A 15,680-nucleotide genomic window follows, 5' to 3' on the forward strand; every position below is an offset into this window, starting at 1 on the left:
AAGATTTACTTGAACCGCCGCTCCACACCTTTCTCCACGAGAATCTTTGCGGAGATTTCTTCCACGGAAAAGTGCGTGGAGTTGATGTGCGGGATGTTTGCGCGGCGGAACAGGTTCTCGACCTCGCGCACCTCGAACTCGCACTGGGCGTAGCTCGAATAGCGGCTGTTGGGTTTGCGCTCGTTGCGGATCGCGGTGAGGCGGTCCGGGTCGATGGTCAGGCCGAACAGCTTGTGCTGGTGGGCGCGCAGGGCGGACGGCAGTTGCAGGCGTTCCATGTCGTCTTCGGTCAGCGGGTAGTTGGCTGCGCGGATACCGAATTGCATGGCCATATACAGGCACGTCGGCGTCTTACCACATCGCGACACGCCCACTAGTATCAGGTCGGCCTTGTCGTAATAGTGCGTGCGGGCGCCGTCGTCGTTGTCGAGGGCGAAGTTCACCGCTTCGATACGCTCCATGTAGTTGGTGTTGGAGCCGATGGAGTGGGATTTGCCCACGGTGTAGGAAGAATGCTCGGTCAGTTCCTGTTCAAGCGGTGCCAGGAACGTCGAGAAAATGTCGATCATGAAACCATTCGAGGTTGCGAGAATCTCACGAATGTCCTGATTGACGATGGTGTCGAAGATAATCGGACGGAAGCCGTCGGTTTCGGCGGCTTTGTTGATTTGTTGTACCATGGCCCGCGCTTTGTCCACGTTGTCGATGTACGGCCGCGTGACTTTGCTGAAGGTAATGTTTTCGAACTGCGCCAGAAGGCTTTGGCCGAGGGTTTCGGCGGTAATGCCGGTACCATCGGAGATAAAGAAAGCAGATCGTTTCATTTGCACCTTGGGTCTTAAGTGAGTGTCCTGTATCACAAATGCGTACCTTTTTGGCGGCGCCTGTTGTCGCCATACTACGTTGCCGCTCCTCGCCATAGCCAGCTATGACTTGTCGCGGCGCCTTGTCTGGCAACAACAGCCACTCGCCAAAAAGGTACGCATTTGCAACACAGGACACTTGTGACGAATCTTGGATATGATAGGCGCGATTTGCCGGCCGCCATTGGCCCGCATTCTCACTTATTTTCCAGGTCCAGGCCATATAGCCGGCTAATGCTCACTTAAGCAGCCGGTTTCTGAGCTTTTCCAACACAGTTAGTGGAGAGATCACCTTGGTAGAGTACGTAGTTTCCCTCGATAAGCTCGGCGTCCATGATGTAGAGCATGTGGGGGGCAAGAACGCATCCCTGGGCGAGATGATCAGCAACCTTGCAGGTGCCGGTGTATCGGTGCCCGGTGGCTTCGCCACGACCGCTCAGGCATATCGTGATTTCCTGGAGTTGAGCGGCCTGAACCAGCAGATTCACGACGCCCTTGATGCCCTCGACGTTGATGACGTGAATGCCCTGGCCAAGACCGGTGCCCAGATCCGCCAATGGATCATGGAAGCCGAGTTCCCTGAAAAACTGAATGCCGAAATTCGTACCGCGTTCGCCACGCTGTCCGCCGGCAACCCTGACATGGCCGTGGCCGTGCGCTCTTCGGCCACCGCCGAAGACTTGCCGGACGCATCCTTTGCCGGCCAGCAGGAAACCTTCCTGAACATCCGTGGTGTCGAAAACGTCATTCGCGCCGCTAAAGAGGTGTTCGCCTCGCTGTTCAACGACCGTGCCATTTCCTACCGCGTGCACCAGGGCTTCGACCACAAGCTGGTTGCCCTGTCTGCTGGCGTGCAGCGCATGGTTCGTTCCGAAACCGGCACCGCCGGCGTGATGTTCACCCTCGATACCGAGTCGGGCTTCCGTGACGTGGTGTTCATCACCGGCGCCTACGGCCTGGGTGAAACCGTCGTGCAAGGCGCGGTGAACCCGGATGAGTTCTACGTCCACAAGGGCACGCTGGCTGCCGGTCGTCCGGCCATCCTGCGTCGCAACCTGGGCAGCAAGGCCATCAAGATGATCTACGGCGACGAAGCCAAGGCCGGTCGTTCGGTGAAGACCGTCGACGTGGACAAGGCTGAGCGCGCGCGTTTCTGCCTGACCGACGCCGAAGTCAGCGAGCTGGCCAAGCAGGCGATGATCATCGAGAAGCACTACAAGTGCCCGATGGACATCGAGTGGGCCAAGGACGGTGACGACGGCAAGCTGTACATCGTGCAGGCACGTCCGGAAACCGTGAAGAGCCGCACCCAGGCCAACGTCATGGAACGTTACCTGCTGAAGGAAACCGGCACCGTTCTGGTGGAAGGCCGCGCCATTGGCCAGCGCATCGGCGCCGGCAAGGTCCGCATCATCAAGGACGTGTCCGAGATGGACAAGGTCCAGCCAGGCGACGTACTGGTTTCCGACATGACCGACCCGGACTGGGAACCGGTCATGAAGCGCGCCAGCGCGATCGTCACCAACCGTGGCGGCCGTACTTGCCACGCGGCGATCATCGCCCGTGAGCTGGGTATCCCGGCAGTAGTAGGTTGCGGCAACGCCACCCAGCTGTTGAAAGACGGCCAGGGCGTGACCGTTTCCTGCGCTGAAGGCGACACCGGTTTCATCTTCGAAGGCGAGCTGGGCTTCGACATCAAGAAGAACTCCGTGGACGCCATGCCGGAGCTGCCGTTCAAGATCATGATGAACGTCGGCAACCCGGATCGCGCCTTCGACTTCGCGCAGCTGCCGAACGCCGGTGTGGGCCTGGCCCGTCTGGAGTTCATCATCAACCGCATGATCGGCGTGCACCCCAAGGCACTGCTGAACTACGACGGCCTGCCGCTGGACATCAAGGAAAGCGTCGACAAGCGTATCGCCGGTTACGACGATCCGGTCGGTTTCTACGTCGAGAAACTGGTCGAAGGCATCAGCACCCTGGCTGCAGCTTTCTGGCCGAAGAAAGTCATCGTGCGCCTGTCGGACTTCAAGTCCAACGAATACGCCAACCTGATCGGCGGCAAGCTGTACGAGCCGGAAGAAGAGAACCCGATGCTGGGCTTCCGCGGTGCGTCGCGTTACATCAGCGAATCGTTCCGCGACTGCTTCGAACTCGAATGCCGCGCCCTCAAGCGCGTGCGCAACGAGATGGGCCTGACCAACGTCGAAATCATGGTGCCGTTCGTCCGTACCCTGGGCGAAGCGAGCCAGGTGGTCGATCTGCTGGCGGAAAACGGCTTGGCCCGCGGCCAGAACGGCCTGCGCGTGATCATGATGTGCGAACTGCCGTCCAACGCGATCCTGGCTGAAGAATTCCTCGAGTTCTTCGACGGTTTCTCCATCGGTTCCAACGACCTGACCCAGTTGACCCTGGGCCTGGACCGTGACTCCGGGATCATTGCGCACCTGTTCGACGAGCGTAATCCGGCGGTGAAGAAGCTGCTGGCCAATGCGATTGCCGCGTGCAACAAGGCTGGCAAGTACATCGGCATCTGCGGTCAGGGCCCTTCGGACCACCCGGACCTGGCCAAGTGGCTGATGGAGCAGGGCATTGAAAGCGTTTCGTTGAACCCGGACTCCGTACTGGAAACCTGGTTTTTCCTGGCTGAGGGTCAGGCGCAGGCTTGATCCTGTAGGAGCGACGGTGCGGCGATCCGACCTGCTCGCGATGGACTGCAGAACAGCGCGTTTTTTCAGTATGAACGCGTCATCGTTGGCGACCATCGCGAGCAGGCTCGCTCCTACAATGATTGGCAGCGTGGTCGGTGAACGCTGCCTTTAAGATTCAAGCAGGGCGGGCTCCATCCGGATGCCGCCCTTTTTTGTGCAAGAGATTATGCAAAGCAGCAGCAACCTATTTCCTGTCGCCCTGATCAGCGCCGAACGGCGCGGTGATCTGAGCGAAGATGTCTATCGTTTGAAACCCGGTAACAGCCCCGACTTCACCGTCGAACTGGCTGTGACACGCCTTGGCATGGCCGATGAGTCGTCCTCCCGTGGTGTGCCGGTGATCCTGCTGCACGGCAGCTTTTCCAATCGCCGGTTCTGGTTTTCTCCCAAGGGCCTGGGGTTGGGCGCTTACCTGGCCCGCCAGGGGTTCGACGTCTGGATTCCGGAAATGCGCGGTCACGGCCTGTCCCAGCGTAACCACGACTACCGCAAGAACCGTGTCGCCGACTACGCACGCTATGACCTGCCAGCCATTGGCGCGTTCGTGCGCGAACAGAGCGGGCAGGTGCCGCACTGGATCGGTCACTCGCTGGGCGGTACTACGCTGGCCGCAGCGTTGGGTGGCGAGTACATCGGCGAGCCGGTGGTGGCCTCGGCGGCGTTTTTCGGTACACAAGTCAGCCGCACCTACTGGCCATTGAAGATTCCGCCGGTGGAGTGGAGCGGTCGCTTCATTCTCAAGCGGTTTGCCCAGTTGTCCGGTTCACGCCTCAAGCGTGGCCCGGAGGACGAACCGATTGGCCTGGCCCTGGAAAGCATGCGCTGGTTTGGCTTGTTCGGGCGCTTCGGCGATGCCGACAAGGACTGGTGGGCAGGCCTGGCCGAGGTCAAGTTGCCCGTACTGGCGGTCAGTGCCGCGGGTGATCATCAGGACCCGGCCTGGGCGTGTCGCAAGCTGTTCGATCAGGTCGGTTCGCAGCACAAGCAATTCATCAATCTGGGGCGCGAGCAGGGCTTCGGCGACAATTTCGGTCACGTGGAAATGCTCGTCAGCAAGGCAGCCCAGGCTGAAGTCTGGCCGTTGGTGACTCGCTGGTTGGCCGATCAGCAGACGCCTTTGCCGGGAGCGCAACAGGATTTTGCCGCGGCAATCTGAGCCTGACGCTCTAACAAGGGCATTTCGCTCTGATCGGCTTGCGGCTAAGATATGACGCATTGAGCTGTTCCGGTCACTTTCCGTGACTGAGTCATCACTGATGTTCGTGCTGTCTTCCTCTTCACAGGAGTTTCTCGATGATCCATTACCTCACGCCTGACCTGTGCGACGCCTATCCGGAGCTGGTGCAGGTGCTGGAACCGATGTTCAGCAATTTCGGCGGCCGTGATTCGTTCGGCGGCGAAATCGTGACCATCAAGTGCTTCGAAGACAACTCGCGGGTCAAGGAGCAGGTCGAGCTCAAGGGGAATGGCAAAGTGCTGGTGGTAGACGGTGGCGGTTCCCTGCGTCATGCGTTGCTGGGTGACATGCTGGCCGAGAAAGCCGCGAAAAACGGTTGGGAAGGGCTGGTGATCTACGGTTGCATCCGCGACGTCGATATCATCGCGCAGACCGATCTGGGCGTTCAGGCCCTCGCCAGCCACCCGAGGAAATCCGACAGGCGCGGGCTCGGCGATCTCAACGTTGTGGTGACGTTTGCCGGTGTGACGCTCCGTCCAGGCGAATACATTTATGCGGACAACAACGGCGTGATCATCTCGCCAAGCCCGCTGAAAATGCCTGAATAAAGCGCTGATCGACTAAAGGAGTGCGGATGTTCGAGGAAGAAAACGCGCAATGGGGGCTGGTGCATGCCCTGGTGCTGGACGGTAGAGGCGGCGCGCGTTCGATTGCCCGGACTGAACTCGATGACTTGCAGCTGCAGGCCCATGAGAGCCTTTGGCTGCACTGGGATCGCAGTCATCCGCAAACCCGGACCTGGTTACGCAAATCCAGCGGTCTGAGCGAGTTCAGCTGTGACCTGTTACTCGAAGAAAACACCCGTCCGCGACTTTTACAACTTTCGGACAGCGAACTGCTGCTATTTTTGCGCGGGGTCAATCTGAACCCCGGTGCCGAACCGGAAGACATGGTGTCGGTGCGGATCTTCGGCTCTGCCCAGCGTGTCATTTCCCTGCGTTTGCGTCCGTTGCGTGCCACTGAAGAGTTGCTGGTGCAACTGTCCGAAGGCAAGGGGCCGAAAACAGCCTCCGAACTCATCCTTTGCATGGCGCAGTACCTCACCAACAAGGTGCAGGATCTGGTCAGCGACCTCTCGGAAGTGGTCGATGCGGAAGAAGAAAAGCTGGACGCCGACGAACGGTATACTCCTGAGCACGGATCGGTTTTGCAGATTCGTCGCCGGGCGGCTGCGTTGAAGCGTTTTCTCGCTCCGCAGCGGGACATTTTCGGTCAACTGACGCGGATCAAATTGCCCTGGTTTGTCGAGGACGATGGCGATTACTGGAACGAATTGAACAACAGCCTGACCCGTTATCTCGAAGAGCTCGAGTTGACCCGGGAGCGCGTGGGGCTTGTGCTGGAGGCGGAAGACCGGCGATTGAGCCTGCGCATGAGTCGCACGATGTATCGCTTCGGTGTCATCACCGGGATCTTTTTGCCAATGAGTTTTCTGACCGGGCTTTTGGGGATCAACGTCGGTGGCATTCCATTCTCTGCGAGCCCGTATGGTTTCCTGATCGCTTGCCTTTTGGTGGTCTCGGTGGCGTTGGGGCAGTGGTGGTTGTACCGACGTTTGCGCTGGGTCTGACGGACAGTCATGTGACCCGACCAATTTTCATCGCGTCTTCCACAGACATCACGAGAGGTGCGTATGCACGATCCGTTTGAACAGTCTTTACGCGACATGCTCAAGGCCTCACCGTCCACCCGGGACGACGATGCGTGCCTTGGGCGCGTGCTGAAAACCGCCAACCGCCAGGTCGGCGCCGGTGATCTGTTCAGCCTGCTGGGGCGCTGGCTGCCCGCACTGATGATCGCCCTGAATAACGGATCGGCCCATGTCGCGCCGGTATCCCGTCTTCGTAAACCTGCTGCTCGCACTGCTGATAAGGCTGATTGAATATGGAACTTGATCTCTGGACTCAGAGCCTCGTCACTGCAATGACTGCGTTGTGGACCAAGGTTGCGAACTTCATTCCGAACCTGTTCGGCGCACTGGTTGTGCTGCTGCTGGGTTTTGTCGTGGCCAAGCTGCTCGACACCTTGCTCTCCAAGTTGCTCGCCAAACTGGGCCTTGACCGCTTGATGGGTGGTACCGGCCTCACCAAATTGCTGTCCCGTGCTGGATTGCAAGTTCCTATTTCGACCCTGATCGGCAAGATCGTCTATTGGTTCGTTCTGCTCATTTTTCTGGTTTCTGCCGCAGAATCCCTTGGACTTGAGCGAGTTTCAGCTACGCTGGACATGCTTGCGTTGTATTTGCCGAAGGTATTCGGCGCGGCGCTGGTGTTGCTGGTAGGTGTCTTGCTGGCGCAACTGGCCAACGGGCTGGTGCGCGGAGCGGCAGAAGGCGTAGGTCTGGACTATGCTTCAGGGCTTGGACGAATTGCCCAGGGCTTGGTGATCATCATCAGTATTTCGGTTGCGATCAGCCAGTTGGAGGTCAAGACTGACCTGCTGAACCATGTGATCGTGATTGTGTTGATAACCGTTGGTCTGGCGGTAGCGCTGGCCATGGGGTTGGGAAGCCGGGAAATTGCCGGCCAGATTCTTGCGGGAATCTACGTGCGTGAGCTGTACCAGGTTGGGCAACAAGTGCGTGTTGGCGAGGTCGAAGGCCAGATCGAAGAGATCGGCACGGTTAAAACCACATTGCTGACCGATGAGGGTGAGCTAGTCTCTCTTTCCAATCGGATCCTCCTTGAGCAGCATGTGAGTAGCCGCTAACCCGGCAAACCCTGCTAATGTATGCCGCCGCAAAATGCCTGCTGAAGCTGGCTGCGGCGGACATTGACCTGACTGTCGGCCCGACTTGTTTTGAATAAAGCCCAATCGCTATCCATGCGCTACGACCCCCGCGAGCTCTCTGATGAGGAGTTGGTCGCGCGCGCGCATTCCGAGCTGTTTCACGTAACACGCGCCTATGAAGAACTGATGCGGCGTTACCAGCGGACATTATTTAATGTGTGTGCACGATATCTCGGGAACGATCGCGACGCAGACGATGTCTGTCAGGAGGTCATGTTGAAGGTGCTGTATGGCCTGAAGAACTTCGAAGGTAAATCGAAGTTCAAGACATGGCTATATAGCATCACGTACAACGAGTGCATCACACAGTATCGCAAGGAACGGCGAAAGCGTCGCTTGATGGACGCTTTGAGTCTTGACCCCCTCGAGGAAGCGTCCGAAGAAAAGACGCCGAAACCTGAGGAAAAGGGCGGACTTGATCGCTGGTTGGTGTATGTGAACCCGATTGACCGTGAAATTCTGGTGCTACGATTTGTCGCAGAGCTGGAGTTTCAGGAAATCGCAGACATCATGCATATGGGTTTGAGTGCAACAAAAATGCGGTACAAACGCGCTCTAGATAAATTGCGTGAGAAATTTGCAGGCATTGCTGAAACTTAGTTCAGCGCAAATATCTCTTACGTGTAGGCAAGTTCTGTTAGACTTGCCGCCGAGTTGTCCCCCGGTTTGCGGGACTGCTTCACAATCACCAGATGGGGATTTAACGGATGAAACTGAAAAACACCTTGGGCTTGGCCATTGGTACTCTTATTGCCGCTACTTCGTTCGGCGCATTGGCACAGGGCCAAGGCGCAGTTGAAATCGAAGGCTACGCAAAGAAGCAATATTTCGATAGCGACCGTAACTTCAAGAACGACGGCATCCTGCCGGGTGGTTCTATCGGTTACTTCCTGACTGACGACGTTGAACTGCGTCTGGCCTATGACGAAGTGCACAACGCCGTTACCAACGACGGCAAGAACGTAAAGGGCGCGAACACCGCTCTGGACGCTCTGTACCACTTCAACAACCCAGGTGACATGCTGCGTCCTTACGTCTCGGGCGGTTTCTCCGACCAGAGCATCGACCAGTTCGGTTCGAACAGCCGTGACCGTTCCACCTTCGCCAACGTTGGCGGCGGTGCCAAGCTGTACTTCACCGACAACTTCTACGCCCGTGCTGGCGTTGAAGCTCAGTACAACATCGACCAGGGCAACACCGAGTGGGCTCCTAGCGTTGGTGTCGGTGTAAACTTCGGCGGCGGCAGCAAGCCGGTTGCTCCAGCTCCAGTACCAGAAGTTTGCTCTGACAGCGACAACGATGGCGTTTGCGACAACGTTGACAAGTGCCCGGACACCCCGGCCAACGTAACTGTTGACGCTGATGGCTGCCCAGCTGTTGCTGAAGTCGTTCGTGTAGAGCTGGACGTGAAGTTCGACTTCGACAAGTCGGTAGTCAAGCCAAACAGCTACGGCGACATCAAGAACCTGGCTGACTTCATGACGCAGTACCCATCCACCACCACTACTGTTGAAGGTCACACTGACTCCGTCGGTCCTGACGCTTACAACCAGAAACTGTCCGAGCGTCGTGCAAACGCCGTTAAGCAAGTTCTGACCAACCAGTACGGTGTTGAGTCGTCCCGCGTTCAGTCCGTTGGCTACGGCGAATCCCGCCCAGTTGCTGACAACAAAACTGAAGCTGGTCGCGCTGTTAACCGTCGCGTAGAAGCGCAGGTTGAAGCTCAAGCTAAGTAATTAGCTCGCAGCTCTGAAAAGCCCGGCTCAGGCCGGGCTTTTCTTTGTCTGCGATTTGGTGAAACAGCTGAAACTACGCTGACTGATCTGCCGCCATCGCAGGTAAATCACGCTCCCAAAGGGATTGAGTTGCACAGGCTGCCACTGCACCGATCACCATTATGGCTGGGCTTTTCAGTTGGAATCTGTAGGCAGCTTCATCCATGTCTGTGAGAGTGCTCCGACATTCCCGTTGATGGGGCAAAGAGGCGTTTTCAATCATGGCCACGGGCGTATCCGTCGCCATGCCGCCGGCCAACAGCTGCTCACGGATTTCACCGAGCTTGGCCACTCCCATGTAAATCACCAACGTCGTTCCGCCTTGGGCCAGTGCCTGCCAGTTCAATTGGCTGTCGTCCTGGGTGTGTGCGGTGACCAGCGTGACACCACGGGCGACACCGCGCAAAGTCAGCGGAATATCGCATTGCGTTGCCCCCGCCAGCCCGGCAGTGATGCCGTTGACCAACTCGGCTTCGACCCCACGCTCACGCAACCACTGCGCCTCTTCACCGCCGCGGCCGAAAATGCACGGATCGCCGCCCTTGAGCCGCGCCACGCATTTACCCTGCCGGGCATAACGAAGCATCAGGCGATGGATGAACGCTTGAGGGGTAGAGCGGCAGCCGCCGCGCTTGCCCACCGGGATGATCCGCGCCCCAGGGCAATGCTCGAGTACCGCGACATTAACCAGGTCGTCGATCAGCACCACATCTGCCTCGCGCAAGGCACGTACCGCTTTCAACGTGAGCAACTCCGGATCACCCGGGCCCGCACCTACCAGCCAGACTTTTGCACTCATAGTGTTTTCCTCACGAGAAGACGGTGACTGGCTGCGCCGTGGCAGCCAGCAGGCGTTTGATTTCCGGAACGCAGGACCCGCATTGCGTGCCACAACCCAGTTCCTGCTTGAGTCCCTGCAAGTCCAAGCCACGGCTGATGCCGGCGCAGATCGCGTTCTGGCCGACGTTCTTGCAATTGCACAGGATCTTGTTCGCGTTGACGGGCGCGTCGAGATTGCCCGGTGGTGCGCTCAGCGGCGCAAGCAGCCAGCGCCGCAGTTGCTGGTCCGCGCGACCTTCGAGCCACAGCCCCTGCAACCAGTGTTGGGCAAGGGTTTCACCGGCCAGTCGAATGGCAGTGATCCGGCCATTTTCGATTCGCACGCGCTTGCCAATGGCCCGTCGAGGGTCGTCGTAAGCCAGCACCGGGCCGTCATCGAGCGCCAGGTTTTTATCGATTTCGCTTAGCAGCTCTGCCGAAGGTGCTGAAGTATTGGCAGCCCGTACAAGCAGGGCAGGGCGCTCGCGACCAACAAGGCTGAGGCTGACGTAGGAAAACGCCTCACAGAGCGGTCGTAGCGCCTCAAAATGCCGTTGAACATCGCCCTCGATCAGTGCGAACAGTTTCCAGGGCAAATCCACCGGATCCAGGCGAACACCGCTGTGTTTGAGTTCGGGCTGTTTCGACAAAGGATCGAATGCGGGCAGGGTGAGACTGTTCACCCCGCCCTTGAGAAAACGGTCACCCCAATGCATCGGCAAAAAGGCCTGGCCCGGGCGCACGCTGTCATCGCTGGCAACCGCGACGACGACTGCGCCACGCCGGCTCTTCAGGCTGACCAGATCCCCAGGCTGCAGGCGATGGCGGCGCAGTTCGTCCGGGTGCAGGCTCAACTCCGCTTCGCTGACATGGCCGAACAGCTGCGCGGCGGTGCCGGTGCGGCTCATGCCGTGCCATTGATCGCGCAGGCGGCCGGTGATCAGGGTTAGCGGGAAGCGTGCATCGCGTTGCTCTTTGGCGGCGCGGTATGGATCGGCCACGAACTGTGCGCGCCCATTGGCAGTGGCAAATTTCCCGTCGACGTAAAGCCGTGCCGTGCCTTCAATGGCACCCGCCGGGAAGGGCCACTGCTGCGGGCCGAGACGATCGATCAGTGCATGGCTGATACCGGACAGATCCAGATCGCGACCTTGAGTCAGTTGTTTGTATTCGTCAAAGACCTGAGCGGGATTATCAAATTCAAACAGGCTGGTTTGGCCGGGACGCAGGTGTTTTTCCAGGCGTTGTGCGAAATCTACGGTGATTGCCCAGTCCGGCCGCGCCTCACCCGGTGCGACGATTGCCTGGCGTACGTGGGAAATGCGCCGCTCGGAGTTGGTCACGCAACCTTCCTTTTCCCCCCAACTGGCGGCGGGCAGCAGGAGGTCGGCAAACTTCGCGGTTTCAGTGGTGCTAAAGGCTTCCTGCAACACCACGAACGGGCAGGCTTGCAAGGCTGCGCGCACGGCTGTCTGGTCCGGCATGGATTGCGCGGGGTTGGTACAGGCGATCCACAACGCCTTGATCTTGCCGTTGCGCACTTGCTCGAACAGTTCGATCGCGGTGAGCCCGGGATTTTCCGGCAGTTGCTCGACGCCCCAGTAGGATGCCACTTGCGCACGGTGTTGCGGATTGGCGGCGTCACGGTGGCCGGGCAGCAGGTTGGACAAACTGCCGGTTTCCCGCCCGCCCATGGCATTTGGCTGACCGGTGAGGGAGAAAGGTCCGGCACCGGGACGACCGATCTGCCCGGTGGCCAGGTGCAGATTGATCAGTGCACTGTTTTTCGCGCTGCCGGCGGTGGACTGGTTAAGCCCCATGCACCACAGCGACAGAAAGCTCGGTGATGTGCCGATCCACTCGGCACATTGCTGCAATTGCCCGAGGCTGATTCCGCAGAGCTGCGAAACCATTTGCGGCGTGTAGTCACGCACCAGGTTTTTCAGCTCGGCCAGGCCTTCGGTGTGATCCCGGATGAAGTCACGATCGATCCAGTCTTCCCACAGCAGCAGATGCAAAATCCCATGGAACAGGGCGACATCGGTGCCCGGCAAGATCGCCAGGTGCAGGTCAGCCAGATCGCAGGTGTCTGTACGACGTGGGTCAATGACGATGACCTTCATCTGCGGGCGGCGGGATTTGGCTGCTTCCAGCCGGCGAAACAGCACCGGGTGGGCGTAGGCCATGTTGCTGCCGACGATCATCACGCAATCGCTCAGCTCCAGGTCTTCGTAGCTGCAGGGCGGGGCGTCGGCACCCAGGCTGCGCTTGTAGCCGACCACCGCCGAGGACATGCACAGGCGCGAATTGCTGTCGATGTTGTTGGTACCTACCAAGGCACGTGCCAACTTGTTGAAGGCGTAGTAGTCCTCGGTCAACAGTTGCCCGGAAATGTAGAACGCGACGCTGTCCGGGCCATGTTCGGCAATGGTCGCGGCAAACACGCTGGTAGCGTGATCGAGGGCGGTATCCCAATCGGTGCGGTGACGAGCCAGGCCTTTGCCGAGGCGCAGTTCGGGGTACAACGCCCGTGCCGTCAAGTCGCCGGTCAGGTGCAGGGTCGAGCCCTTGCTGCACAGTTTGCCGAAATTGGCCGGGTGCGTCGGATCGCCGCTGACGCCGAGGATGCGTGAACCGTCGTGCTCGATCAGCACGCCGCAGCCGACCCCGCAGTAACAGCAGGTGGATGCAGTGATCTGGCGGTCCATCAGCCTGCATCCCGCAGGGCCAGCATCACCCGGCCATTTTCCACCCGGGCGAGATGGTGATGGGCACAGCCGATGTCCGGGGCCAGTGCTTCGCCGCTTTGCAGGTCGATTTGCCAGTTGTGCAACGGGCAGGCCACCCGCTTGCCGTAGACCAGTCCTTGGGACAACGGGCCGCCCTTGTGCGGGCAGCGGTCGTCAAGGGCGAACACTTCGTCGTCGCTGGTACGAAAAATCGCGATGTCTCCCTTTGGCCCGGCGATGATCCGCGAGCCCAGGGCATTGATCTCTTCCAGTGCGCAGATATCCAGCCAGTTCATGCCAGCACCTCCAGGTTTTTCACGGGGATGACGTCGAATTCTTTTTTCAGCTGGGGCTGTTCCAGGCGCTCCTTCCACGGGTCCTGTTCGAACGACAGGGAGAATTGCAGGCGATCGTTGAGCGCCTTGCGCCGCTCCGGATCTTCCAGCACGGCTTTCTTGATGTGTTCCATGCCGACCCGTTGCAGGTAGTGCACGGTGCGTTCGAGGTAGAAGGCTTCTTCGCGATAGAGCTGCAGGAATGCACCGTTGTATTCGCGCACTTCTTCGGCGGTTTTCAGTTTGACGAAGAATTCCGCGACTTCGGTCTTGATCCCGCCGTTGCCACCGATGTACATCTCCCAGCCGGAGTCCACACCGATAATTCCCACATCCTTGATACCGGCTTCCGAGCAGTTGCGCGGGCAACCGGAGACAGCCAGCTTCACCTTGTGCGGCGACCACATGTTGAACAGGTCATGTTCCAGTTCAATGCCCAGTTGTGTGGAGTTCTGGGTGCCAAAGCGGCAGAACTCGCTGCCGACGCAGGTTTTCACCGTGCGGATGGATTTGCCATAGGCGTGGCCGGACGGCATGTCCAGGTCTTTCCACACCCCCGGCAGGTCTTGCTTGCGAATGCCCAGCAAGTCGATGCGCTGGCCACCGGTGACCTTGACCATCGGCACGTTGTACTTGTCGGCGACGTCGGCAATGCGCCGCAGCTCTGAAGGATTGGTCACACCGCCCCACATCCGCGGGACTACCGAGTAGGTGCCGTCTTTCTGAATGTTGGCGTGGGCCCTTTCGTTGATCAGGCGCGATTGCGGATCATCCTTGGCTTCCCCTGGCCAGGTGGAAATCAGGTAGTAGTTGAGCGCCGGGCGGCAGGTGGCGCAGCCGTTGGGTGTGCGCCAATTCAGGTAGCTCATTGTGCCGGCGATGGTCAGCAGGTGCTGCTCGCGGATAGCCTGGCGGATTTGCCCGTGATTGAGGTCGCTGCAGCCGCAGATGGCCTTTTCGCTTTTCGGTTTGACGTCCGCCGCACCACCCACGGTGTTGATCAGGATCTGCTCGACGAGGCCGGCGCAGGAGCCGCAGGAGCTGGCAGCCTTGGTGTGTTTCTTGACGTCGTCGACACTGAACAGCCCGTGTTCCTGAATGGCCTTGACGATGGTGCCTTTGCACACGCCGTTGCAGCCGCAGACTTCGGCCGTGTCAGCCATGCTCATGGCTTTGTCCTGGCCCTGATGTCCTACGTCGCCCAGTGCATTTTCACCGAACATCAAGTGATCGCGGATCTCACCGATGGCGTGATTTTCACGGATCTGCCGGAAATACCAGCCGCCGTCTGCCGTATCGCCGTACAGGCAGGCGCCGACCAGCACGTCATCCTTGATCACCAATTTCTTGTAGACCCCGCCAATCGGGTCCGAGAGGGTGATGGTCTCGGTGCCTTCACCGCCCATGAAGTCGCCGGCGGAGAACAGGTCGATGCCGGTAACCTTCAATTTGGTCGAGGTCACCGACCCCTTGTAGGTGGCAAAACCCAGTTGGGCCAGGTGGTTGGCGCAGACTTTGGCCTGTTCGAACAGCGGCGCCACCAAGCCATAGGCGATACCGCGGTGGCTGGCACACTCGCCGATCGCATAGATCCGTGGGTCGTAGGTTTGCAGTGTGTCGTTGACCAGAATCCCGCGGCTGCACGGAATGCCGGATTTCTCCGCCAGTTCGGTATTGGGGCGAATGCCGGCGGCCATCACTACCAGGTCGGCGGGGATGATGTCGCCGTTCTTGAATTGCACCGAGCCGACCCGGCCGTTGCCCGCGTCATGCAAGGCCTGGGTCTGCTCGCACAGGCGAAAGTGCAGGCCGCGAGATTCCAGAGCGCTTTGCAGTAGCTGGCCGCTGGTCTTGTCCAGCTGGCGCTCCAGCAACCACTCGCCGATGTGCACCACGGTGACGTGCATGCCCCGCAGCATCAGGCCGTTAGCGGCCTCCAGACCGAGCAGGCCGCCACCGATCACCACGGCGTGCCGATGGGTTTTCGCGGTGTCGATCATGGCTTGGGTGTCGGCGATGTCGCGGTAGCCGATCACGCCTTCAAGGGTATTGCCGGGAATGGGCAGGATGAAGGGCGTCGAGCCGGTGGCGATCAGCAGGCGATCGTATTCGGCTTCGCTGCCGTCTTCGGCAATGACCCGGCGCTTGACCCGGTCGATCTCCACCACCTTGCGGTTGAGCAGCAGTTTGATGTTGTTTTCCAGGTACCAGTCCAGGTCGTTGAGCACGATCTCTTCGAAGGTTTGTTCGCCCGCCAGCACCGGCGACAACAGGATGCGGTTGTAGTTGGTGTGCGGTTCGGCACCGAAGACCGTGATGTCGTACAGCTCGGTGCTCAGTTTGAGCAGCTCTTCCAGGGTCCGGACCCCGGCCATGCCGTTGCCGATCATCACCAGTTTTAGTTTTTTCATCAGGTTCTCC

The 15,680-nt window shown here is 59.2% G+C and carries 13 protein-coding genes; 8 read left to right on the forward strand and 5 right to left on the reverse strand.

The genetic code is table 11. From position 1 onward, the window contains the following. Positions 1-5: 5 nt before the first annotated feature. Positions 6-824: a posphoenolpyruvate synthetase regulatory kinase/phosphorylase PpsR gene (gene ppsR / locus AC3IT9_RS08895; RefSeq protein ID WP_150724649.1), complete on the reverse strand. Its 819-nt coding sequence runs from the start codon at positions 822-824 to the stop codon at positions 6-8. Between the two features lie 332 nt (positions 825-1,156). Here ppsR and ppsA point away from each other — a divergent pair, with 332 nt between their 5' ends. From ppsA to AC3IT9_RS08935, 8 genes are all read left to right on the forward strand, one after another. Further along, positions 1,157-3,532 carry a phosphoenolpyruvate synthase gene (gene ppsA, locus AC3IT9_RS08900; protein ID WP_150724650.1) on the forward strand — a complete coding sequence of 792 codons (2,376 nt, stop codon included), beginning with the start codon at positions 1,157-1,159 and terminating at the stop codon, positions 3,530-3,532. Positions 3,533-3,740: 208 nt separating this feature from the next. Continuing rightward, positions 3,741-4,730, forward strand: coding sequence for an alpha/beta fold hydrolase (locus tag AC3IT9_RS08905; protein ID WP_489272704.1), 990 nt, complete (start codon positions 3,741-3,743; stop codon positions 4,728-4,730). Between the two features lie 140 nt (positions 4,731-4,870). After that, positions 4,871-5,359 carry a ribonuclease E activity regulator RraA gene (gene rraA / locus AC3IT9_RS08910; RefSeq protein WP_191624969.1) on the forward strand — a complete coding sequence of 163 codons (489 nt, stop codon included), beginning with the start codon at positions 4,871-4,873 and terminating at the stop codon, positions 5,357-5,359. Between the two features lie 26 nt (positions 5,360-5,385). Further along, the gene (locus AC3IT9_RS08915; protein WP_150758876.1) at positions 5,386-6,381 is read left to right on the forward strand and encodes a zinc transporter ZntB; all 996 of its coding nucleotides are present in this window, start codon (positions 5,386-5,388) and stop codon (positions 6,379-6,381) included. Between the two features lie 63 nt (positions 6,382-6,444). Further along, on the forward strand, positions 6,445-6,693 hold the full coding sequence (locus AC3IT9_RS08920; protein WP_007996720.1) for a hypothetical protein: 249 nt from the start codon (positions 6,445-6,447) through the stop codon (positions 6,691-6,693). A 2-nt stretch (positions 6,694-6,695) separates the two neighbouring features. Next, complete coding sequence (locus tag AC3IT9_RS08925) at positions 6,696-7,520, forward strand: mechanosensitive ion channel family protein (RefSeq protein ID WP_008048604.1); 825 nt, start codon at positions 6,696-6,698, stop codon at positions 7,518-7,520. A 90-nt stretch (positions 7,521-7,610) separates the two neighbouring features. Next, positions 7,611-8,201 (forward strand): RNA polymerase sigma factor SigX, encoded by a 591-nt coding sequence (gene sigX, locus AC3IT9_RS08930; protein ID WP_150753300.1) that lies wholly within the window; start codon positions 7,611-7,613, stop codon positions 8,199-8,201. 107 nt (positions 8,202-8,308) lie between these two features. Next, positions 8,309-9,337, forward strand: coding sequence for an OmpA family protein (locus AC3IT9_RS08935; protein ID WP_150724654.1), 1,029 nt, complete (start codon positions 8,309-8,311; stop codon positions 9,335-9,337). 73 nt (positions 9,338-9,410) lie between these two features. Here AC3IT9_RS08935 and cobA read toward each other — a convergent pair whose 3' ends face one another. From cobA to nirB, 4 genes are read right to left on the reverse strand one after another with little or no spacing between them, the layout of a single operon-like run. Further along, positions 9,411-10,175, reverse strand: a complete 765-nt coding sequence (cobA, locus tag AC3IT9_RS08940; protein ID WP_489272707.1) for a uroporphyrinogen-III C-methyltransferase — start codon at positions 10,173-10,175, stop codon at positions 9,411-9,413. 10 nt (positions 10,176-10,185) lie between these two features. Beyond that, positions 10,186-12,903, reverse strand: coding sequence for a nitrate reductase (locus tag AC3IT9_RS08945; protein ID WP_489272708.1), 2,718 nt, complete (start codon positions 12,901-12,903; stop codon positions 10,186-10,188). Beyond that, positions 12,903-13,220: a nitrite reductase small subunit NirD gene (gene nirD / locus AC3IT9_RS08950; protein WP_085723155.1), complete on the reverse strand. Its 318-nt coding sequence runs from the start codon at positions 13,218-13,220 to the stop codon at positions 12,903-12,905. Before nirD ends, AC3IT9_RS08945 begins: the two co-directional genes overlap by 1 nt. After that, positions 13,217-15,670 carry a nitrite reductase large subunit NirB gene (gene nirB, locus AC3IT9_RS08955; RefSeq protein WP_151213285.1) on the reverse strand — a complete coding sequence of 818 codons (2,454 nt, stop codon included), beginning with the start codon at positions 15,668-15,670 and terminating at the stop codon, positions 13,217-13,219. Before nirB ends, nirD begins: the two co-directional genes overlap by 4 nt. Between the last annotated feature and the right edge of the window lie 10 nt (positions 15,671-15,680).

Source organism: Pseudomonas sp. KH_046_1 (genome assembly GCF_057839025.1).